The 20,745-nt window shown below is 64.0% G+C and carries 26 protein-coding genes and 1 tRNA gene; 17 read left to right on the forward strand and 10 right to left on the reverse strand.

Annotation, left to right across the window (positions count from 1 at the left end; genetic code table 11):
* The first annotated feature begins 20 nt into the window (after positions 1-20).
* Positions 21-1,376, forward strand: coding sequence for a PQQ-binding-like beta-propeller repeat protein (locus tag RBH26_RS14115; protein WP_306759007.1), 1,356 nt, complete (start codon positions 21-23; stop codon positions 1,374-1,376).
* 74 nt (positions 1,377-1,450) lie between these two features.
* The gene (locus RBH26_RS14120) at positions 1,451-1,822 is read left to right on the forward strand and encodes a 30S ribosomal protein S8e (RefSeq protein ID WP_306759008.1); all 372 of its coding nucleotides are present in this window, start codon (positions 1,451-1,453) and stop codon (positions 1,820-1,822) included.
* 242 nt (positions 1,823-2,064) lie between these two features.
* Here the strand turns inward: RBH26_RS14120 and RBH26_RS14125 are convergent, their stop codons facing one another.
* Both RBH26_RS14125 and RBH26_RS14130 read right to left on the reverse strand, forming a co-directional pair.
* On the reverse strand, positions 2,065-3,048 hold the full coding sequence (locus RBH26_RS14125) for an aldo/keto reductase (protein WP_306759010.1): 984 nt from the start codon (positions 3,046-3,048) through the stop codon (positions 2,065-2,067).
* A gap of 78 nt (positions 3,049-3,126) precedes the next feature.
* A complete protein-coding gene (locus tag RBH26_RS14130; RefSeq protein ID WP_306759011.1) occupies positions 3,127-4,122 on the reverse strand; it encodes a phosphate uptake regulator PhoU in 996 nt (331 codons plus the stop codon).
* A 201-nt stretch (positions 4,123-4,323) separates the two neighbouring features.
* Between RBH26_RS14130 and RBH26_RS14135 the strand changes: the two genes are divergently transcribed.
* From RBH26_RS14135 to pstB, 6 genes are all read left to right on the forward strand, one after another.
* Complete coding sequence (locus tag RBH26_RS14135; RefSeq protein ID WP_306759013.1) at positions 4,324-5,295, forward strand: PstS family phosphate ABC transporter substrate-binding protein; 972 nt, start codon at positions 4,324-4,326, stop codon at positions 5,293-5,295.
* Between the two features lie 49 nt (positions 5,296-5,344).
* Positions 5,345-6,268, forward strand: a complete 924-nt coding sequence (gene pstC, locus RBH26_RS14140; protein ID WP_306759014.1) for a phosphate ABC transporter permease subunit PstC — start codon at positions 5,345-5,347, stop codon at positions 6,266-6,268.
* Positions 6,265-7,194 carry a phosphate ABC transporter permease PstA gene (gene pstA / locus RBH26_RS14145; RefSeq protein ID WP_306759015.1) on the forward strand — a complete coding sequence of 310 codons (930 nt, stop codon included), beginning with the start codon at positions 6,265-6,267 and terminating at the stop codon, positions 7,192-7,194. Before pstC ends, pstA begins: the two co-directional genes overlap by 4 nt.
* Before the next feature lie 184 nt (positions 7,195-7,378).
* Entirely contained in the window at positions 7,379-7,954 is a 576-nt protein-coding gene (locus RBH26_RS14150) for a cache domain-containing protein (RefSeq protein ID WP_306759017.1), read from the forward strand.
* Between the two features lie 162 nt (positions 7,955-8,116).
* Positions 8,117-9,058 (forward strand): HAMP domain-containing sensor histidine kinase, encoded by a 942-nt coding sequence (locus RBH26_RS14155; protein WP_306759018.1) that lies wholly within the window; start codon positions 8,117-8,119, stop codon positions 9,056-9,058.
* Between the two features lie 275 nt (positions 9,059-9,333).
* Positions 9,334-10,191 carry a phosphate ABC transporter ATP-binding protein PstB gene (gene pstB / locus RBH26_RS14160; RefSeq protein ID WP_306759020.1) on the forward strand — a complete coding sequence of 286 codons (858 nt, stop codon included), beginning with the start codon at positions 9,334-9,336 and terminating at the stop codon, positions 10,189-10,191.
* Between the two features lie 93 nt (positions 10,192-10,284).
* Here pstB and RBH26_RS14165 read toward each other — a convergent pair whose 3' ends face one another.
* Complete coding sequence (locus RBH26_RS14165) at positions 10,285-11,157, reverse strand: universal stress protein (RefSeq protein WP_306759021.1); 873 nt, start codon at positions 11,155-11,157, stop codon at positions 10,285-10,287.
* A gap of 208 nt (positions 11,158-11,365) precedes the next feature.
* Between RBH26_RS14165 and phoU the strand changes: the two genes are divergently transcribed.
* The gene (phoU, locus tag RBH26_RS14170) at positions 11,366-12,037 is read left to right on the forward strand and encodes a phosphate signaling complex protein PhoU (RefSeq protein ID WP_306759023.1); all 672 of its coding nucleotides are present in this window, start codon (positions 11,366-11,368) and stop codon (positions 12,035-12,037) included.
* Between the two features lie 180 nt (positions 12,038-12,217).
* On the opposite strand, the gene RBH26_RS14175 is transcribed toward phoU, so the two are convergent.
* Complete coding sequence (locus RBH26_RS14175) at positions 12,218-13,072, reverse strand: polymer-forming cytoskeletal protein (RefSeq protein ID WP_306759026.1); 855 nt, start codon at positions 13,070-13,072, stop codon at positions 12,218-12,220.
* Between the two features lie 125 nt (positions 13,073-13,197).
* Between RBH26_RS14175 and RBH26_RS14180 the strand changes: the two genes are divergently transcribed.
* Together RBH26_RS14180 and RBH26_RS14185 are read left to right on the forward strand one after the other, a co-directional pair.
* Positions 13,198-13,395, forward strand: coding sequence for a DUF5800 family protein (locus tag RBH26_RS14180; protein WP_306759027.1), 198 nt, complete (start codon positions 13,198-13,200; stop codon positions 13,393-13,395).
* Between the two features lie 111 nt (positions 13,396-13,506).
* Positions 13,507-13,591, forward strand: a tRNA-Ser gene (locus RBH26_RS14185).
* Positions 13,592-13,710: 119 nt separating this feature from the next.
* Here the strand turns inward: RBH26_RS14185 and RBH26_RS14190 are convergent.
* Entirely contained in the window at positions 13,711-13,851 is a 141-nt protein-coding gene (locus RBH26_RS14190; RefSeq protein ID WP_306759029.1) for a hypothetical protein, read from the reverse strand.
* 99 nt (positions 13,852-13,950) lie between these two features.
* Here RBH26_RS14190 and RBH26_RS14195 point away from each other — a divergent pair, with 99 nt between their 5' ends.
* Positions 13,951-14,490: an HAD hydrolase-like protein gene (locus RBH26_RS14195; protein WP_306759030.1), complete on the forward strand. Its 540-nt coding sequence runs from the start codon at positions 13,951-13,953 to the stop codon at positions 14,488-14,490.
* 38 nt (positions 14,491-14,528) lie between these two features.
* Here the strand turns inward: RBH26_RS14195 and RBH26_RS14200 are convergent, their stop codons facing one another.
* Complete coding sequence (locus tag RBH26_RS14200; RefSeq protein ID WP_306759031.1) at positions 14,529-14,762, reverse strand: DUF5822 domain-containing protein; 234 nt, start codon at positions 14,760-14,762, stop codon at positions 14,529-14,531.
* A gap of 184 nt (positions 14,763-14,946) precedes the next feature.
* Here RBH26_RS14200 and panB point away from each other — a divergent pair, with 184 nt between their 5' ends.
* Together panB and RBH26_RS14210 are read left to right on the forward strand one after the other, a co-directional pair.
* On the forward strand, positions 14,947-15,759 hold the full coding sequence (gene panB, locus RBH26_RS14205) for a 3-methyl-2-oxobutanoate hydroxymethyltransferase (RefSeq protein WP_306759032.1): 813 nt from the start codon (positions 14,947-14,949) through the stop codon (positions 15,757-15,759).
* Between the two features lie 299 nt (positions 15,760-16,058).
* Entirely contained in the window at positions 16,059-16,277 is a 219-nt protein-coding gene (locus RBH26_RS14210; protein ID WP_306759034.1) for a hypothetical protein, read from the forward strand.
* A gap of 17 nt (positions 16,278-16,294) precedes the next feature.
* Here RBH26_RS14210 and moaC read toward each other — a convergent pair whose 3' ends face one another.
* Positions 16,295-16,804 (reverse strand): cyclic pyranopterin monophosphate synthase MoaC, encoded by a 510-nt coding sequence (gene moaC, locus RBH26_RS14215; RefSeq protein ID WP_306759035.1) that lies wholly within the window; start codon positions 16,802-16,804, stop codon positions 16,295-16,297.
* The gene (locus RBH26_RS14220) at positions 16,797-18,224 is read right to left on the reverse strand and encodes an NAD(P)H-hydrate dehydratase (RefSeq protein ID WP_306759036.1); all 1,428 of its coding nucleotides are present in this window, start codon (positions 18,222-18,224) and stop codon (positions 16,797-16,799) included. The genes moaC and RBH26_RS14220 overlap by 8 nt, the downstream gene beginning before the upstream one ends.
* A gap of 162 nt (positions 18,225-18,386) precedes the next feature.
* Between RBH26_RS14220 and RBH26_RS14225 the strand changes: the two genes are divergently transcribed.
* From RBH26_RS14225 to RBH26_RS14235, 3 genes are all read left to right on the forward strand, one after another.
* A complete protein-coding gene (locus RBH26_RS14225) occupies positions 18,387-18,743 on the forward strand; it encodes a hypothetical protein (RefSeq protein WP_306759037.1) in 357 nt (118 codons plus the stop codon).
* A gap of 73 nt (positions 18,744-18,816) precedes the next feature.
* Positions 18,817-19,314: a hypothetical protein gene (locus RBH26_RS14230; protein WP_306759038.1), complete on the forward strand. Its 498-nt coding sequence runs from the start codon at positions 18,817-18,819 to the stop codon at positions 19,312-19,314.
* A 92-nt stretch (positions 19,315-19,406) separates the two neighbouring features.
* Entirely contained in the window at positions 19,407-19,712 is a 306-nt protein-coding gene (locus RBH26_RS14235) for a hypothetical protein (RefSeq protein WP_306759039.1), read from the forward strand.
* Here the strand turns inward: RBH26_RS14235 and RBH26_RS14240 are convergent.
* Together RBH26_RS14240 and RBH26_RS14245 are read right to left on the reverse strand one after the other, a co-directional pair.
* The gene (locus RBH26_RS14240) at positions 19,709-20,146 is read right to left on the reverse strand and encodes a hypothetical protein (RefSeq protein ID WP_306759040.1); all 438 of its coding nucleotides are present in this window, start codon (positions 20,144-20,146) and stop codon (positions 19,709-19,711) included. The two genes, RBH26_RS14235 and RBH26_RS14240, sit on opposite strands and share 4 nt — an antisense overlap.
* Positions 20,147-20,297: 151 nt before the next feature.
* Positions 20,298-20,576: an acylphosphatase gene (locus tag RBH26_RS14245; protein WP_306759042.1), complete on the reverse strand. Its 279-nt coding sequence runs from the start codon at positions 20,574-20,576 to the stop codon at positions 20,298-20,300.
* Positions 20,577-20,745: the final 169 nt, after the last annotated feature.

The raw sequence follows: 20,745 nt of genomic DNA on the forward strand, positions 1-20,745 counted from the left end.
CGGTGAGATTCACGAGAGCAATGCGACTGCCGAACCGATCTTCCACGTCGGCGTCCGATCGAGACCCTTTTAGTCGACTCCCCCGCCGACGACTGCTCGGCGCAAGCGCCGCGACCGCGACAGCGGGACTCGCCGGCTGTGTCGACCTTCCGACGACGGTCGGTGGCTACTTCGACGACTCCGGCGACGTCTCGCTGTTTCAGGGCGGACTGCGTCGCCTCGGCTACTATCCCGACGAGACCGTTCCGGAGTCGGTGACCGTCAACTGGTCGTTCCCGATCAACTACGTCGGTCACACGGCGGCCAAATCCAGTCCCGTTCCGACCCACGACGGGAGGACGATCGTCTTCGCCGGCGACGACGGCTGGGTGTACGCCTACGCGCCGACGGGCGAACTGCAGTGGTCGACACAGACTGGTGCGACGGAGCTTGGCTTTCACGGCTCGGCGGCTATCGTCGGCAACACCGCCTTCATCGGCGGCTACGACGGCGACCTCTACGCGCTGGCGATCGACAGCGGCGAGATCGTCTGGCGAACGCGATCGAGTGAGTTAGACGGCGCGCTCGCAATCGGTTCGAGTCCGGCCTACCACGACGGGAACCTCTACGTCGTCTCCGAATACGGCTCGCCGTCCTCGGGCGCGCTCTGGGAGATCGATCCCGACACCGGCGAGCCGACCTGGAGCGACGACCGCATGTGGGGTCAACCCCACCCCTCGCCGACGATCGATCTCGAGACGGGCCGGATCTTCGCCGGCTCGAACGACGGTGTCGTCTACTGCTGGGAGTATCCCTCCCTCGAGTTCGCCTGGGCGTTCGAGGCCGACGCGGACGGCGAGGAGCGCGAGGGGGGCGCGTTTCGCGCCGGCGCCGAGATCAAGGGTACTACAGCAGCTTACGACGGCTACGGCTACGTCGGCAGCTGGGACGATACCTTCTACTGCATCGATCTCGAGGACGGCAGCGAGGAGTGGGCCTTCGAGACGGAGCGCTCGATCATGTCGAACCCGGCCGTCGACGTCGACGAGGGAATCGTCTACATGGGCAACGACGCCGGCTCCGTCTTCGCGCTCGAAGCCGACTCCGGCGAGGAGCTGTGGTCGGCAGACGTCGGCGGGCGCGTCATCGGTGCACTTACCGTCACCGCGGAGACGGTACTGGCCGGCTCGTACGACAGCCACCTCTATGCACTCGACAAGACGACCGGCGACCGGCGGTGGCGCGTCCAGAACCGGGGTCGGGTCACTAGCGCGCCGGTGCCAGTCGACGGGCGGATCTACTACGCCGAGCGTGCCGTCTTCTCGAACTACTACAGCGACGCGGAGACGGAACTCGAGGAACCCGGGCACGCGTACTGTCTGGTCGGCGAGGAGTGATACGGTCGGACGATAGTACGAGCGACGGGACACGACTCGTTGCATATAAATATCCGCCGGGACTGGTTTCGGGTATGCAAGACCAGGGACGCTCTACGCGCAAGCGAACCGGTGGCCGACTGAAGAACGTCCGCAAGCGCCGCAAAAACGAGCTCGGACGCCTGCCGACGGAGACGCAGGTCGGCGAGCAGCGGTTCCGAACCATCGACGTCCGCGGCAACGGGACGAAGACCCGAGCGCTGTCGACGGACGTCGCAAGCGTCAACAAGGGCGGCGAGACCGTCGCTGCGGAGATCGAGGACGTCGTCGAGAACGACGCCAATCCGAACTACGTGCGCCGAAACATCATCACGAAGGGTGCCGTCATCGAGACCTCCGAGGGCCGTGCCCGCGTGACGTCCCGTCCCGGCCAGACCGGTCAGGTCAACGCCGTTCTCATCGAATAACTGCGACTGCTCCTGCTTCGATCCGTCTCCGTTCGGAGACGGCGTTTTCTTCCGCCAGCGACGCCGTTCTCTTTCGGTCGGTTCGTCGTCGAATCGGTCGGACGGATTGTTGTCCGATAGTATCAGTGCCACTGGCCGAGAAACGGAGACAGTGATACTGCCGGACAGAAGTCAATGAAGAGCATTCGCCAGGCGGGAGCGGCGAATGCTCACAATAGTTCTGTCCGGCAGTATGAGCCGTATCAGACGTCGCCGATCCCCGGGTTCCAGACTGGCGTGATCGGTTCCTCGAGGCGAGCGATCTCGTCGTCCGTGAGTGTGACCTCGAGTGCGTCGACGCTCTCCTCGAGGTGGGCGATCGTTCGCGGACCGACGATCGGCGCGTCGACGAGATCCTTGTGGAGCAACCACGCAAGCGAGAGCTGTGCCGGGGTAACGCCTTTTTCGTCGGCGAGCTCGCGGACGGTCTCGAGGACGGCCCAGTTCTCGTCGGTGAACCGTTTCCGTGTGAACTCGTCCGTCGCGGCGCGTCCCTCGCGTGGCTCTTCCTCGCGGTCGTACTTTCCGGTCAGGAAGCCGCCCGCAAGCGGCGACCACGGCAGGACGCCGATGCCGTGATCGGCACAGACCGGTAAGACGTTGGCCTCCTCGTGGCGGTCGACGAGGTTGTACTCACACTGCATCGAGACGAACCGCTCGCGGTTGTCGAGATCAGCTTCGTAGAGCGCCTTCGTGAACTTCCAGGCGGGCATCGTGCTCGCGCCGATGTAGCGGACGCGTCCGTCGTCGATCAGTGAGTCGAGTGCCGAAAGCGTCTCCGTGATCGGGGTGTCGTCGTCCCAGCGGTGGATCTGGTAGAGGTCGATGTACTCGAGGCCGAGCCGGTCGAGGCTCGCTTCGGCCTGGTCGAGGATGTGCTTGCGGGACAGCCCCTGCCCGTTGGGACCGTCGTTCATTCGGTGATAGACCTTCGTCGCGACGGTCAGTTCCGACCGGTCGCGGTCCGTTTGCGCGAGCGCTTCCCCGAGGATTGCCTCGCTCTCGCCCTGTGAGTAGACGTTGGCGGTATCGAAGAACGTGATCCCGAGGTCGAGGGCGCGCTCGATCACCGCGAGGCTCTGCTGGCGGTCGTCGATCATCCACGGTTCGTCGCTCCCGAAGTTCATACAGCCGAGACACAGACGGGAGACGTCGAGGCCGGTCTCGCCGAGGGTCGTGTACTCCATCCCACGGGGGTACAACGCCGATGCGTAAACGTTACTCGGTGGTGAGTGACTTTCAATACGCGTGGAACGAGCGGTGTGTCAGGGCCGTGGTGCGGCCTTCTGTAACGCGGTCTCGGCGATGTTCCCGCCGTAGTCGGCGCTCCGAGACAGCGAGTCGACGATCAGCCCGAGCGACTGGGCCTGGACCGGATCCAGGTCACGCAGCATGTCGTCGATCGTCCGGGTGTGCTCGTCGATATCGAGGACGGCCTCGCGGGCGGCATGGCCCAGTCGGTTCGCCTCCTCCGTGTCCTCGGCGACGAGTGCGTCCATCGACTTCTCGAGGACGTCCGAGGCGTCGGCGTGAAGTGCGACCAGGGCGTCGGCGACGTCCTCCGGGATCGCCTCGAGTTTGAGCGCGAGGTTGCTGATCTTGGCGGCGTGGTCGGCGACGCGCTCGAGCTGTCGCGCACTGGAGTGGTAGTCGAAACAGTCTTCGCGGGGGACGCCCAGCTCCTCGGCGGCCCGTGGCGAACGCAGCGTCGCACGGAAGATCCGCGAGACGACCAGCCAGAGACGGTCGACGTCGTCGTCGCGCTCGATGACGTCCCGGGCGATGTCGTCGTCGTTCTCGACGAGTGCGGTGACGGCGTCCTCGAGCATCGACCGGGCGATCAGGCGCATCCGCGAGACGGCGTTGACGATCGACAGCTCCGAGGAGTCGAGCAAGTCCTGGATGACGACGCTGTCGGTCGTCTCCTCTAGGACCTCGACGCCGACGAGACTCTGGGTCGCACTCCGGATCGAACTCCGCTGGTCGGTCGTGATCCGGCCCGCCTCGAGACGGATGATGTCGAAGCCGCTGACGTACATCGTCATCACGGCCCGGGTGAGACGCTCGCCCTCGAGGTCGGAGATGTCGAGCGTGCCCTCCTGGCGATCGCTTTCGCTCTGGGGCGTCAACAACAGGGAGTCTTTCTCGGGATAGAACTCGACGGTCGTCCCGGCGCTGACGTCGTTGTCGGTTGCCCACGACTTCGGCAACGAGACGGTATACGTCGAGCCGCCCGTCACCTGGACCTTTCGCGTTTCCATGTCGGACGTTTCGCTGGAATACGTATAAATCCACCTTCCTCTATAGATGGACTATATCGACGACCCGTGCGTGGAACCACGTGCTATCGACACGCTCTGATCTTTTCGCTCTCACACCAGTATTGGTACCGCGTACCGAATATAGGGATATATAGATAACATAGTAGGGTATTTAGACCGGACGTTCGCTAGAGCAACTCGATGGGTACCGACCCGATATCCGGTGGAGACGGTGTCTCTCGCCGTCGTGTTTTACTCGGTGTCGCGGGATCGAGTTTGATGGGATTGTCAGGGTGTATCGTCCACGGTGAGGATAGCGGACTCGACGGCGAGATCGTTATCGATGGGTCGAACACGCTGTTGCCAAACAGCGCGCTCGTCGCCGAACTGTTCAACTGGCAGAACAACCAGGTAGAGATCCCGGTCAGGGGATCGGGAACCGGCGCTGGCTTCCAGCAGTTCTGTCGCGGCGAGACGGACCTGCAAAACGCAAGCCGGGAAATCGCCGACGACGAGCGTGAGTTGTGTGACAGCAACGGCGTCGACTGGATTCAACTCGAAGTCATCAGGGACGGTCTCGCGATCATGAAACACCCGGACAACGACTGGTGTGACTGTCTGACGACCGACCAGCTCCGTGAGCTGTGGCAAAGCGGCTCCGACGTCGAGACGTGGCAGGACTTAGACGACGACTGGCCCGACGAGGAAATCTCGCTGTACGGTCGAGACACGGCGTCGGGGACGTTCGATTACTTCACGGAGACGATAAACGGGAACGTCGGAGACATTCGCAGCGACTACAGTGGAACACCGGATACGAACGCGATCGTCCGCGGTGTCAGGGGGAACAGACACGCGATCGGGTTCGGTGGCGCTGGCTACTACTACGAGAACGAGGACGATCTCGACCTCATCGCGGTCGACGACGGTGACGGCTGTGTGTATCCCGACCCCGAGGCGATCGAAGAAGGGACGTATACGCCGCTTTCACGTCCGATGTATCTCTACGTGCGTGAGCAGGCGCTAGAACGGGAAGCCGTCCGGACGTTCCTCCGGTTCTACCTCGACAACACACAGGAGACGGCTCGTGACGTGGGCTTCTATGCCGTCCCGGACGAGACCATCGAAGCGCAACACGAGAAACTCGACGAACTAACCGAGGAGTACGAATGAACACAGACAGCACACTGACAGCGGTACCGTCTCGGAGGGTGGGTGCGAAATGAGCACGGAGCCGATCGATCTCAGCCGAGAGGACAACAACGTCGGCTCGCTCGTCGACAGGGCTGCAAAGTGGATCTTCTTTGCGTGTGCCCTCGTGACCGTCCTGACGACGCTGGCGATCATCCTCGTCCTCGTCGACGGCGCGATCGACTTCTTCTCGCAGGTCTCGCTCGTCGAGTATCTTACCGGAACCGACTGGAGTCCACGCGATGCGACCGATCCGAGCTTCGGAGTGTTGCCGCTCGTCTGGGGGACACTGGTCGTCACCGTCGGCTCGGCGCTGATCGCGCTCCCGGTGGGGACGTTGACCGCGATCTACCTCTCCGAGTACGCCGACGAACGAGTTCGCCGGACCGTCAAGCCGACCCTCGAGGTGTTGGCTGGCATTCCGACGATCGTCTACGGCTTTTTCGCCCTCTCGTTTATTACGCCGATCATCCAGTACTTCAACCCGGACGTGGGCACGTTCAACGTGCTCTCGGGGGCGATCGTCGTCGGGATCATGATCATTCCGATGGTCTCTTCGATCTCTGAAGACGCCATGAGCGCAGTTCCCGACTCGCTTCGCAACGCTGCCTACGGCCTCGGCGCCACGAAGTTCGAGGTGTCGACGCAGGTCGTTCTCCCGGCGTCGCTGTCGGGCATTCTCGCGGCGTACATCCTCGCGATCTCGCGGGCGATCGGTGAGACGATGGCCGTCACCCTCGCAGTCGGAATGCTGCCCCAGATCACGGCCAGTCCGTTCGCCGAAATGCAGACGATGACGGCGTATATGGTCGAGATCGGGACCGGTGACGCCTCGGTCGGCTCGATCGGCTACATGAGCCTGTTCGCGATCGGGTTGACGCTGTTCCTGATGACGTTTACGATGAACGTCGGTAGCATGTGGGTTCGATCCCGCTACCGGGAGGAGTACCAATGAGCACACCAACCGAAACCGACGCATTCGAGGTCGACGACTCCTCGATCGAGCGAATGCGGTTCTATGGCCGGCTCTTCCTCGGCGCTTGCATCGTCGCCACGCTGGTCGGTATCGTCGCGCTGATCGCGCTGGTCTTCGACGTCGTCGTCGAGGCCTGGGGCTGGCTCACCTGGGAGTTCCTGACACATCCGCCGTCGTACCTGGCCGAACACTACGATCCGTCGAACTACGGCGACCTCCCGACCGGACCCGGCGGCATCTATCCGGCGATCGTCGGTTCGATCTACCTCATCGCGATGACCGCGGTCTTTACGCTCGTCCTCGGCGTCGGCGCCGCCATCTATCTCGAGGAGTACGCTCGCGATACCAAACTGACGAGCTTCATCGAAGCGAACATCGCGAACCTCGCCGGCGTCCCGTCGATCGTCTACGGGCTCCTCGGTCTGGCGCTGTTCGTCAGAGCGATGGGTGCGGGATCGAGCCTGCTCGCCGGTGCGCTGACGCTGACGTTGTTGATCCTGCCGATCGTCATCGTCCAGACACAGGAAGCGCTGCGGGCCGTGCCCGACTCGATGCGACAGGCCTCGTACGGAACGGGCGCCACCAAGTGGCAGACGATCCGCAACGTCGTCCTCCCGGAGGCGATCCCGGGGATCATGACAGGGATTATCCTCTCGCTCTCTCGAGCGATCGGTGAGACGGCGCCGATCATCATGGTCGGTGCGGCGACGTCGATGTTCGCCCCGCCGAACCTGACCGACCCGACCGGGTCGTTCGCCGCGATGCCGATGCAGATCTTCGAGTGGGCGAAAGCACCCGAAGACGACTTCCAGCACATCGCTGCCGCCGGGATCATCGTCCTCCTGACGGTCCTGTTGCTCATGAACGCGGTCGCGATCTACATCCGGAACAAGTACGACCGGTAGCGTTGACTGCCACTCCGGTTTCGCTTTCAGTTCGATCGACCGAATCGACGGACAGTCCCGTCGGTACCCGTCGTGGTCCGGGTTATCGTCCGTTCGAATGCGTTCCGAAAGGTGATTTAGTTATCACTTCGGCCACAAGAATCATACGTCCGTTATCGCTACGCGTTCGTAGAGAGCCACTCGAATGAGACTCGTGTATCGGTTCGGGATCGCGCTTCTCGTCGTCGTTCTCCTCTCCGGAGCCGTCCTCGCTGTTACGTTCGACGCCCACCGAACCGACGTCGCGGACAACACGGACGCGTCGGTCGCCGACCATGCTGAGCTCTCGGCGTCGGTGCTCGACGAACGGATCGAAGAGCAACGACGGACGATCACCATCGCCGCGACGAACCCCGACGTCGCGGCTCACGGAACCGACCGACAGAACAGCACGCTCGAGCGGTTCGTCGACGCCGCGGCGTTCGACGGGGCGACCATCGTCGACGAGAACGGGACGGTCCGCGCGTACGCGACGACCAACGAGTCGATCGATTCCGACGAGGTCGTCGGTACGGATCTCTCCGATCGAGCGTACGTCGAGGACGCACTCGAGGGCGACCGCCACGTCAGCGATCCGTTGACGGCCCGAACCGGACACACGATCATCACGATCAGCGTTCCGATCGTCGACGACGGCGAGGTCGTCGGCTCGATCAACGGCGCCTACCACCTCCACGAGGCCGGGCTGTTCACGCCGTTGGACGATCGAAGCGACGACTGAACCGCGATCGCCGTCGAGACAGAGACCGAATCCGAGCCGCTGTATACGACCGCCGATCGGTTCGACGAGTCAGTCAGCCACAGCGTCGATCTCGAGACCGTCGACTGGACGGTCACCGCCCACCGCGACCAGACGGCCGTCGACCAGCAGATCAACCGGCTCGTGCTCTTTCAGATCGTCTCCGGCGTCGCCTTGCTCGGCTCGATCACCGCCTTCGGCGGCTGGGTGTATCGCTCGAAGATCCGCCGTATCAGCGCCCTCGCGGATCGTCTTCGCGCGCTCGAGCGCCGCGAGTACGACGCCGGTCCGTCGGTCGAGGGCGCCGCGGAGTGGCGCCGGATCGACGACGCCTTAGATCGGCTCTCGAGTGCGTTGGCCCGCCGCGAACAGATGTTGCTCGTCCTCAACCGAATCCTGCGTCACAACCTCCGGAACGGACTCAACGTCGTCGGCGGCCGCGCCGCCGGCCTCGAGGAGCGTCTGGACGACGACGAGCGGGAATCCGCCCGGGAGATCCGGAGCGTGACCGACGAGCTACTCGAGTTGGCCGATCGCGCGCGGACGACCGAAGCGTTGCTCGATCCGATAGTGGAGCACCGACCGCGGACCGACCTCGCGGCCGTCGTCCGCGACCGCGTCGATCGGTTCGTCGACGACCACGACGGCTCGATATCGGACGTAACCGTCAGGGTTCCCGACCAAGCCGTTGCCGTCTGTGGTGGGGAGGCCGAAACCGCCGTCGACGAACTGCTCGCGAACGTCGTCGACCACGCCGGTCCCGAGCCCACTGTCGATATTGCAGTCGAAGACGACGGCGACCACGTTCGGATCCGTGTCGCCGACGACGGCCCCGGAATTCCCGACGAGGAGGTCGACGTGATCACTGGGACACGTCCGATCTCGCAGGTCACCCACACCGGCGGGATCGGGCTGTGGCTGGTCGACTGGATCGCCAGTCGGTACGACGGCCGGCTCCTGATTCCGCCGACTGACTCGGCGACAGCCTCCGCCGACGGTGACGAGGCCGACGACGGGCCCGACGGTGCGACGGTCGTTCTCGAGTTCCCCTCGGCCTCGAATCGGACCGCGTCGGACGCGACCTGATCTATATAGTGGTATAGAGCAAACGGGAACGGGATAGAGCCATCATAGTATCGCCTATGTTCGGTCGACCAGTCGATTCCAGTAATGGTATCCCTGAATCGGGCTCCGATACCGATCTTCCGGACACGGCTTGGTCGGGTGAACCGGCGGTCGAACGCACGATATCGGCCGAGTCAGGCCGGAACTGAACGGCTGGCTTCCGACACCGTCTCGGTCGACTCGCGGCGCATTCCGCAACAGGTAACTGCGCGAGACCCAAGGTACAACTACCCCAAATGACCGCGAACGGACCCCAGACCGTCACGACGTCCGAATCGGACGGTGCCACCTCCGACGACGCGATGACCGACGACGCGCCGCTTGGCTCCCCGCGGGTCGACGATGCCGTCATCGAGTCCCGCGATCTCGACGTCTACTACGGCGACGACCAGGCGCTCCACGGGATCAACATGGACATTCCCGAGCGCAAGGTGACGGCGCTTATCGGTCCCTCGGGCTGTGGGAAATCGACGTTCCTGCGCTCGATCAACCGCATGAACGACTTGATCGACATCGCCCGCGTCGAGGGGGACCTCTACTTCCACGGCAAGAACGTCTACGACGAGGACGTCGATCCCGTCGCTCTTCGTCGGAAGATCGGGATGGTTTTCCAGAAACCCAATCCGTTCCCCAAGTCGATCTTCGACAACGTCGCCTACGGACTGCGCGTCCAGGGCAAAGACGACGGCGACGTCGAGGAGAAAGTGCGGACCGCACTCGAGCGTGCTGCCTTGCTCGACGAGGTCGAAGACCAACTCGACTCCTCGGGTCTGGACCTCTCCGGTGGGCAACAGCAGCGACTCTGTATCGCCCGCGCCATCGCACCCGACCCGGAGGTCATCCTGATGGACGAGCCGGCGTCGGCGCTCGACCCCGTCGCGACCTCGAAGATCGAGGACCTGGTCGAGGAACTGGCCGAGGAGTACACGGTCGTCATCGTCACCCACAACATGCAACAGGCCGCCCGGATCTCCGACAAGACGGCGGTCTTTCTCACCGGCGGCCACCTCGTCGAGTTCGACGACACGAACAAGATCTTCGAGAACCCCGAGAGCGACCGCGTCGAAGACTACATCACCGGCAAGTTCGGGTGACGCTCGACGCGCCGCTTTCACGGCCCGTACGGCCCGTCCGGTTCGCTCGAGGGCGTGCGCTGTTTTTATCTGCTTGTCTAACAGTCCGACCGTTTAGTCCGGTCGAACGGTCACGACCGGGACCGGTGCGGTCCGGACCACTTCGTCGGTGACGCTGCCGAGGATCAGTCGGTCGAGACCGCCACGACCGGCGGTCCCCATCGCGATCAGATCAATACCCTCGGTTTCGGCGTAGTCGACGATCTCCGTGGCCGGATCTCCTTCTCGAACCGTCGTCGTAACTTCGAGGCCGCGCTCTGTGGCCGTTTCGGCGAGGTCCTCGAGCCGATCGCCCGCGGTTCCGAGCAGTTCGATCCCCGTGACGGTCGGCGCCGCACTCGTCAGTTCGGTGTCGGCGACGGTCAGGAAGTGGACGGTCGCTTCGAGTTGGGCCGCAACCTCGATGGCGGGCTGGGCCGCGCTCTCGGCGGGAACGCTCCCGTCGGTCGGGACGAGGAGATCGTCGACCGTCGTCGACTGCTCGTCGCGGGCCGCAGCCGTCGTCACCGTTACGACCGGAACCGTCGCGGTTCTGACGACTTTGTCCGTGACGCTGCCGAGGACGGCCCGCGAGACGCCGCCACGGCCGGACGTCCCCATGACGATCGCGTCGACGTCCCGTTCGTCGGCGTAGTCGACGATCTCCTCGGCAGGAACCCCCTCACGGGTCGCCGTCGTGACCTCGAGGTCGCCCTCACTGGCAGTCCGGCCGACCGTTTCGGCCTGTTCCGTCGCGTACTCTCGCAGGCGGTTCCGAATGCGGTTCGGTTCGTCGGTCTGATCCGCGCTCGCGATGAGGCTGCTGTCGACGACCGAGAGGACGTGGACGGTCGCCTCGAGTTGAGCTGCGAGTTCGACGCCGCGTTTCGCGGCGGCGTCGGCCGGTTCGCTACCGTCGGTCGGAAGCAAGAACGACTGTATAGACATGGTGGTATCGAACGACGTCGATCGTCATCACTTCTCGTGTTGGTTGCAGTGTCGACGATCGATGCCTCGAGGCGATCGGGTCGGTGCTGGGCCGGTCTCGAAGCGGGCGCGAAGACGACGGCCGAAACTGGTGTGGGCCGCGTTCCCGCGTCTCGACGCTGTTGCGGGGAGCGCAAGCTATATCATCGCCCGGACTGGTGCGTGCACCATGGCTCGGAAATCGTATCAGGAACAACTCGCGGATCTCCGCGAGGATATCCTCTATATGAGCGAAGTCGTACTGGAGCGACTGCGGATGGGACTGGATGCCCTAGAGCAGAAAGACGATGCGCTAGCCCGGGAGGTCATCGAAGGTGACGGCGAGATCAACCGGATGTATCTCGATCTCGAGCAGGACTGTATCGACTTGCTGGCCCTCCAACAGCCCGTCGCGAGCGATCTGCGGTTTATCGCCGCCTCGTTCAAGATCATCACCGACCTCGAGCGGATCGGCGACCTCGCGGTCAACCTGGGAGAGTACACCCTCGAGGCAGAGGAGGATCTCTTCCCCGACGTCGACGTTCAGGCGATGGGCGATTTGACCCTCGAGATGGTCGAGGACGCGATGATCGCCTACGACGAGGAGAACACCGAGGCCTGCCGGGAGCTGGCCACCCGCGACGACGACCTCGATCACTTCGCCGAGCGGGCCAGTGAGATCGTCGTCCGTGACCTGATCGAGCGCGAACTCGAGTCGCCGGCCGAAGTCGAGGCGCTCCTTCAGGACGTCTCCCGGCTCCTGTTGACGATCCGTGACCTCGAGCGCGTCGGCGATCACGCAGTCAACATCGCCGCACGGACGCTGTACATGGTCGAAAACGACGACGAACTGATCTACTGACGCGGCGGTCAGCAGTTGTAGCGGATCGGGGACGGTAACGGCGATTCAGTCGAACGGAGACGGCCCGTCTTATACTGCCGGACAGAACTATTCACCGATCGGTCGTGCGACTGCGGCCGTCCCAACGGGTGACGGCCGCGCGTTCGCGACCGACGGGTCACTGACTGCTGTCCGGCAGTATTACTCCGGCTCGCGTTCCGTCGTCCCCATCGTGATCGCGCCGTTGGCCCGGATCGTTCCGTCGATCTCCGCTTCGGGACCGAGCTCGAGATCGGCCGAGGAGACGTCACCGAGGATACGTGCGTCACCCTCGATCGTGACGTCGCCGCTGCGGGTCGTCAGATCGCCGTGGATTCGCGTTCCGGTACCGATCGTCACATCCCCTCGAGCGCGCAGGCTCCCGAAGATCGTGGTGTCGCTGCCGACGTCGATCGTCTCGGCTCGGACGTTGCCGTGGAGCCGACAGTCGTCCCCGATCGTCGCGGGCGTCGAGACGCGCCAGGCATCGTCGCTGACCGTCGCGTTCGGGGGGATCACGAGCGGTTCGGTCTCGATCTCTTCGTCCTCGTCGACGAGTTCGGAGACGAGCCGCTGGGCAGTTTCCTCTTCGCCGATGAGCAGGAGGTGTTTGAGATAGACGAACAGAAAGACGATCGTCGGCATCGGGTTCCGGATGACGATCCAGCCGTTGGCCTCGAACCCTTCCTCGATCTCGACGTCGTCGCCGATGTCCAGATCGCCGGCGACTTTCATCTCGCCGCCGACGTGGACGCGCTCGCCGATGTAGGCGTCCTGACCGACCAACACGTTCTCGGCGACCTCACACCACATGTCGAGTCGGCAGTCTCCCTCGGCCTCGATCGCGCCGCCGAACGTGACCCCTTCTCCGGCGAGGACGTTTCGGCCGCGCACGCCAAACTCGACGGTCGACCGACCCCCGACGAGGACGTCACCGTCGGTTACGAGGTCGACTTCCTTGGCTTCCGTCCCGTCGGGGACGACCAGTTCGTCGAGCGGATCCCTACTGAAGGCCACACTTCGGCCCAAAGGAAGTGTCACCTAATAAATCTCGCGCGTCGTCGGCCGTTCGTCTGACGCACGTCTTGCACAGTTCCGCCACAGTCGCCTCCCTTTTATTCCCCTGACGTGTACACTCGGCCATGACGACGCTTGCGTTCGACGAAGAGGGAGTCGACGTAGTCTACGAAGGCACCGAGTTTCGCCTCGAGCGAGAACTCATCGAGGAAGCCACCGAGAAATCCTACTACGACGTCACCGACCACGAAGTACTGAAGATCGTCGCCGAACAGCCAAACCTCAAGGGCGAACCGCGCCGCGTGGGTGACATCCTCGAGTAATCCAGAGAGACGTCGACGATCCGGTCAGGTGTCCGCGGCGGGAGATAGTAACTCACACGCAGAGAGAAAAATCGAAACGGGTAAAAACATCTCCCCACTATGTATGAGTGAGCCGAGATAGCCTAGCCCGGCCAAGGCGGCAGATTCGAAATCTGCTGTCCTCACGGACTCGGGAGTTCAAATCTCCCTCTCGGCGCTTCTCAGCAGTACAAGACGATTAGCACTGCAGATCGTTCTTTCGGCCACAGGAGACGACAAGCGTTGCCTGGCGCTCACTCGAGTCGACACGGACGCCGAGGGTCGGACGCGATCGTACTACACGCCGAGGAACCGAAGGAACAGCCCGACGAGCAGGAGGAACACGCCGATCGTCGTGCCGACAAACGGTGGGAGCACTGGAATCGGGATCACGATCAGGAGCAGTCCGATCACGATCACCGTCGTCGAAAGGCGCATACGGTCGCTTCGACGCCCACACGAAAATAGTGGTGTGTCACCGATAGACACTGTTCCGGGACCGAAGTCACTATTCTCCCGCCGAACCTATCTTCGGTCGTGACCGACTACGACGCCATCGTCTACGATCTCGATGGAACGCTCGTCAATCTCGACGTCGACTGGGACGCCGTCGCGGCAGACGTCCTCGAGGTGTACGAAGCCGCGGACGTCGAGCCGCCGAGTCAGGATCTCTGGGACCTCCTCGGGGCCGCAAGCGACGACGGACTCGAGGCGGAAGTCGAGTCGACGATCGCCGCCCACGAACGCGACGGCGCGGAGACGGCGCCGCGGCTGGCTCACGCCGACGAACTGCTCGAACGCACGGTTCCAGTCGGTGTCTGTTCGCTCAACTGCGAGGCGGCCTGCCGGATCGCCCTCGAGAAACACGACCTCGACCACGCGGTCGAGACCGTCGTCGGCCGGGATACGGTCGCGACGCGAAAACCCCAGCCGGAGCCGCTGCTCGAGGCCGTGTGGGAACTCGACGCCGACCCCGAGAAGGCGCTGTTCGTCGGCGACTCCGCCCGAGACGAGCGGACGGCACAACGAGCGGGCACCGCGTTCGAATACGTCGGGGACGGGCCGTCTGGCGTCTAATGTGGACTCCCGGTCGATACGATCCGTGATCGACAGGCTCAGGTCTGGTTGCGTTTCGCGTAGGTGAAGACGACCAGCGCCGTCAGGAACCAGATCGGGGCACCGATCCGGATCGCGAACTCCGCGCGGGCGCCCCAGCTTGGCAGGTCCGCGGTCGTCGACAGCAACGCGACGATCGGCGCACCGACGAGGATCGTGACGACGAAGGTGACCTGCATCACCCAGCCGTAATCGACGCCCTCGGGCGTGGTCGTTTCGACGGGTTCTGGCACGACTGACAGTGACGAGCCAGTCCTCTTAGTTGCCGCGGATTTCGTGTTCGAGTCGCCCGCGAATGGAAGCGCTCCCGTCGATGTCGGTCGAACGAACCGTCTCAGCGACTCGAGACAGGACGAACCCGTTCGACCGTCAGCTGAAGAACAGTAACGTTTACTCGCCGGCGACGAACCACCGGGTATGGCTACCGTACGGGACGTCAGGGAGAAAGCAGGCGAAGAACCGATCACGATGCTGACGGCCTACGACGCACCGACGGCTGAAATCGTCGACGATGCCGGTGTCGACATCGTTCTCGTCGGCGACAGCGTCGGCAACGCAGTGTTGGGCTACGAGACGACGGTCCCCGTCTCAGTCGACGACATCGCCCACCACGTCGGTGCGGTCTCCCGGGCGACCGAAGACGCGCTGGTCGTCGCCGACATGCCGTTTCTCTCCTTTGGCATCGACGAGCGTGACAGTCTCGAGAACGCCGGACGCATGCTCAAAGAGGAGGGTGCCCAGGCGATCAAACTCGAGTGTGGCCCCCACACCGTCGAGTTGACCGAGACGATGGTGCAACTCGGCATTCCGGTCATGGCCCATCTCGGACTGACCCCCCAGCACGTCAACCAGTACGGAGGCTATCCCCGCCAGGGGACCGACCAGGCCGCCGCCGAACGGATGCTCGAGCTCGCCCTCGCCCACGAGGAAGCCGGGGCCTTCGCGCTCGTCCTCGAGCACGTCCCCTCGAACGTCGCGGCCGGGATCACCGAGGCCCTCGAGATCCCGACTATCGGGATCGGCGCTGGACCGGACTGTGACGGACAGGTGCTCGTCTTCGACGACGCCGTCGGCATCAGCGAGTGGACGCCCTCGTTCTCGAAACAGTTCGGAAACGTACGCGCAGAGATGGAGTCGGCCGTCGACGACTACGTCACGGCCGTCGAGTCCGGCGAGTTCCCCGCCGATGAACACAGCCACGAGGCCAGCGACCTCGAGGACATCTACTGAGACGGTCTCCTGTCGTCACTGCCCGCCGATCGCCGACCCCATCTTGGCGATCACGGGACAGCAGTCCGTATGAGACGGATCCCTGTCCCGACCGCCCGGCACAACCCAGCTGGGTCGCGGCCCTACCGGCACTGACGGACGGCAGACCGTCGGAGACCCTCGAACGATGGGGCCCCACGCGATCGGTCGCCCAAGGAATAATAAGGGCATATTATGACCAAATAGGTATATCATATGTCTAGCGGCAGTCGTTATATGTGATGCACGAGTAGCCCGGTGTACAGACGCGGTGAACGCCTATGTCCGACCAGCCCGACTCCATGATCGAACCGGCGACCGATCCGACCAACGAGCCCGCAGGCGACCGTTCGACGGAACTCCAGCACGTAACCGTCGAGTACGACGAGGATATCGCCGTCTGTACGATGTTTCCGGCCGCCATCGCGGAAGACGAGATCGCCTCGGCGTGGCTTACGGCGAGTGGAGAGTCGTTCGTCGCGCTCGCGGACTGTCGATAGTCGGCTCAGAGGAGCCCTTACGGTCGCTGTTTCTCTTTCGTGACGACCCGGACGTTCTCGATTCCGGTCTCCGGATACTGCCCGTCGTCGTCTTTCTCGACGGCCTTGACCATGTCCCAGACGACGTTGAGCCCGGTCGTAACGCCCTCTAAAGCCTCCATCTCACAGCCGGTCTTCCCGGTCGTCTCGACTCCGACCTCGAGTTCGACCCGGTCTTCGGCGAGATCGAAGTCGGTGTCGACGTTCGTAATCGGGATCTGGTGACACATCGGGATCGTCTCCCAGGTGTGTTTGACGGCCTGCACGGCGCCGACGCGGGCCGTCGCGAGGACGTCGCCCTTGCCGATCTCGTCGGCACGGATCGCTTCGATCGTCGACGGCCGGAGACGGATCTCGCCGGCCGCGACCGCGCGTCGTTCGCTGTCCGGTTTGTCGCCGACGTCGACCATCTGGACGTCTCCTTCGTCGGTGGTGTGGGTCAGGTCGTCGGCGCTTCGGGTCTCGGTAGCGTTGGAATCCTCACTCATCGGTGTCGTCCCAGAGTGCCGCGGGCAGTTCCCTAAGCATGTCGGAGGCGAGGAGACCGTGTTCGTCGCCCTCGGCGAGGCGCTCGCCGGCGAGGCCGTTGACGTGGGCCCCTGCGGCGGCCGCCTCGAGCGGGTCGGCGTACTCGAGCAGCGCTGCGACGATCCCCGCGAGGGTGTCGCCGGTGCCGCCGACTTTCATGCCGACGGTCCCCGAGCGGCTGATACGGGTCCGCTCACCGTCGGTGACGACGTCGTTTGCCCCCTTTGCGAGGATGATATGGCCGAGATCGGCCGCGAACGACTCGATCTCGTCGGCAGCCGCCGCGAGATCGTCGGTGTCGGGACCGCCCATCCGCGCGAGTTCGCCCCGATTGGGCGTACAGACGAGCGTTGCGTCGGTCTCGACGTCGGGGACGACCGCAAGGGCATCGGCGTCGACGACCACCTGTCCGGCGTAGGACTCGAGGAACCACCGGACGGCCTCGAGCGTTTCCTCTTCCGTTCCGAGTCCAGGACCCAGCACGACGACGTTGTCGTACTGCTTTGCGGTCTCGAGGAGGTCCTCGGCACGCTCGGGCGTGAGCATCTCCTCCTCGTAGGGCTGGACGATGAGGTCCTCGCTGTACCCCTGGATCTCGCCGGCGACGGCGTCGGGCGCGGCGACGAAGGCGAGTTCCGCGCCGGCCCGTAGCGCGGCCTGTGCGGCCAGCGCTGGGGCACCCGTGTAGGGACCGCCGCCGATGACGTACGGTCGTCCCTCGCGTCCGTCTGGCCGTGCGAGACGAACGTCGCCGGGACCGACGTCCCGTTCGGCCGCGGCAGGGATGCCGATATCGGCGACGGTCACTTCGGCCGTGAGATCCTCGAGGCCCGGCTTCGTATCGTGGAAGGTGACGACGCGGTCGGCGTCGACACCGTTGTCCGCGTGGTCGCCCGCATCGGCGTCGAAACCGGAGGGAACGTCGACGGCGACGACGGTCGCGTCGGCCGCGTTGATCGCCTCGGCCGCAGTCGCCGCGGGCTCGCGGAGATCGCCGCTGATCCCGGTCCCCAACATCGCATCGACGACGACGTCGGCCTCGGGAAGGTCGAATCCGCTCGAGTCCGTAATCGCTCGCGTGTCGTAGCCGGCCTGCTGGAGGGCGTCCCAGTTCTCACGAGCGATCTCGGTCCCGATAGCGTCGGCGCGGCCGAGCAGGAGGGTCGTGACGTCGTACTGATCGAGGAATCGTGCGGCGACGAACGCGTCGCCGCCGTTGTTCCCGCGGCCGGCGACAATGACGACCCTCGAGCCCGGCTCGGCGACGTCCGTGACCTCGCGGGCGACGGCGTTTCCGCTCGACTCCATCAACTGCTTGCGCGGGACACCGAGTGCCGCGGCGTTCTCGTCGACAGCGGCCATTCGCCTGCCTGTGATCATGCCGGAGCGTTTGCTCGCCGTCGCGTTAAGCATGTGGGAGTTCCGTTCACGTACCGACGGTAGACGAGACGGCTCGGAGCCGACGCAGAAGTACGTAGACACAGGAGACCGTATCACTCGACGTAACGACTATTTGATCGACTGCCGAACGATCGACCGGATATGGTCTCCCGCGAAAACCGCGTTCTCATCGGCTCCTTGCTTTTGGTCTGGCTTGCGATCACCGTAATCGGGCTCACGGGAATCGGTGCGGAGAGTTCGGTGGTCACGTTTCTCGTACTGGCCGGGCTCGGGATCGTCGTCCCGCAACTGTATCTCGCGGTCACTGACGACGACGTTCCCGGCCGACAGCGTATTCGAATCGCTGCCGTCCTTTCGCTCGTGATCGCGATGCTCGGATTCTCCGGCGCAGATCCGGGCGAGCGACTGCTCATCGCGGCCCTCGTCGCGGCGCTACTGATCGCGACCGTCGCATACGAGTTTACTGCCGGCTACCGGAGCGCCGCCGCCGAAAGCTAACGCTTTCGGCTTCTTCCACGTTGACGACTCCCTCGAGCGATACGCTCTCGTATCGCCGGCCCCTCGATTCACTGTGAACGTCTTCTGGCTCGACGAGGATCCGCGGCTGGCCGCTCGATATCACTGTGATCAACACGTCAACAAGCTGTTGCTCGAGGCCGCTCAGGTCCTCTGTACGGCAGCCCGCGAGAACGGCTACGAGGCCGACTTTCTCTACCGGCCGACCCACGTCTCTCACCCCGTCACGCGGTGGGCGACCGAGTCGCGGGCCAACTGGTTGCGTCTGCGCGACCACGCCGCCGCGCTCAATGCGGAGTTCGTCGAGCGCTACGGCAAAGACGACGACCACGCGAGCTGGCAGGTGATCGAGCGAATCGATCCCGACGAGATCGCGTTCCCTGCCGCGGAGCCGACGCCACGACCGCAAGCGATGCCCGACGAGTACAAACGGCCCGGTGATCCCGTCGCCGCCTACCGCGCCTACTACGCCGGCGAGAAGGCCGACTGGGCCGAGTGGCGCTACACCGACGAGCCGCCGTGGCTCGAGTCAGACGGAGCCAGCCACGAGTAGCGTCCTCGAGTCCGGTCCGAGCCGGCGACGGAGATAGTTGGTGTCGGATACAGCACACTTATCCGTTCGACTGCCGTTATCTTCCGCCACCGATGTTCCCGCCCATCGCGTCCCGCGAGTCGATTTTCACCGACGACAGGAACCCCCTCACGCACGCCTATCACGACGTCGTCATCTACGGCGACGCCGCATCCGACGAGGTCCGCTACGAGGGGCCGATCGTCGTTCACGCCAACGGCTGGATCGAACTCGAGGGGAACCGCCTGCTCTCGCCACACGCGATCCACCACATCGATATCTACGACGACGAACGCGGCGAGTGGGAGGCCAGCGACGACGAGAGAGACGACGGCGCCGACGGTGACGACTATCGAACGAACCGATTCAGTCCACGTTAGAGCAGCCGAAACCGGTCACCGACGGCGATCGCGGTCGCCTCGTCGAACACCTGGACGTCGTTGAAGCTCGCACGAGAGACCGTCCCCCCTTCACGGACCTCCTGTTCGTCGTCGGTCGTGTTGACGATGAGCCCGTACTCGAGGCCGTCGTACTGTTCCTGGAGCGTCTCGGCGATTTCGTCGGTAACCGTCGGTTCCCGGTTCTCTATGCCGCTGAACACGTCGACGTCCTCGAACCGTTCTGCAACGTACGGTTCACCGATGGAGGTATCGGCAATAACGACGTGTAGGTCGGCGGCTTCACCCTCACGGCGTCCGCGGATCCACTTCTCCCAGACCTCCCCGCGGAGGAGTGCCCGCTCGGCCGCTACTCCCGTAGCGCCGATCCCGATTCCGGTTCCAGCCACCGCGAGTACCTGCCGCCTCGAGACCATATTTCGAGTTTGAATCTCGGAAAGATGAATGCTCCGCTCGGCTCCCCTGCGTTCAACCCGTTATATGGACCGTCGCCAGCAGGTTCTACCGCAGCCTGGGTCGCGGTTGCGCCGGGGCTGCCGTCCGGTAGTCCGTATTAGTACAACAGAATCAGTATCGAATCTCGAAGCCGTCCTCACCCTGTGAGTCCTCGTACTCGACGTCGACGTCCTCGACGTCGGCCGCGGGGCTGCCCGTATGACACCACTCGATCATCGCCTCGACGGCGTCCTCGGGGCCCTCGAAGATCGCCTCGACGCGACCGTCCTCGAGGTTCTTCACCCAGCCGTCGATACCCTTCTCGCGGGCCGTATCGCGGGTGTTCGCGCGGTAGTAGACGCCCTGTACCTTCCCGGAGACGAAAACGTGGACGCGGGTCCGGTCAGACATACGCGAGTTGTTGTGGATATATAACAAAAGTATTCCGACCGTTCGTTCGTCGTTCCTACGGTCTCCTGTCGTCACGTCCCGCCGATCGGCGGGCGATCGGGACAGCAGTCCGTCCCGTCGACGGTGTGGCTCCGACCAGACCAGCTACTCTGCGGTTCGCAGATGGTGG

Origin of the sequence: Natronolimnohabitans sp. A-GB9 (assembly GCF_030848565.1) — an archaeon.
Classification (GTDB): domain Archaea; phylum Halobacteriota; class Halobacteria; order Halobacteriales; family Natrialbaceae; genus Natronolimnohabitans.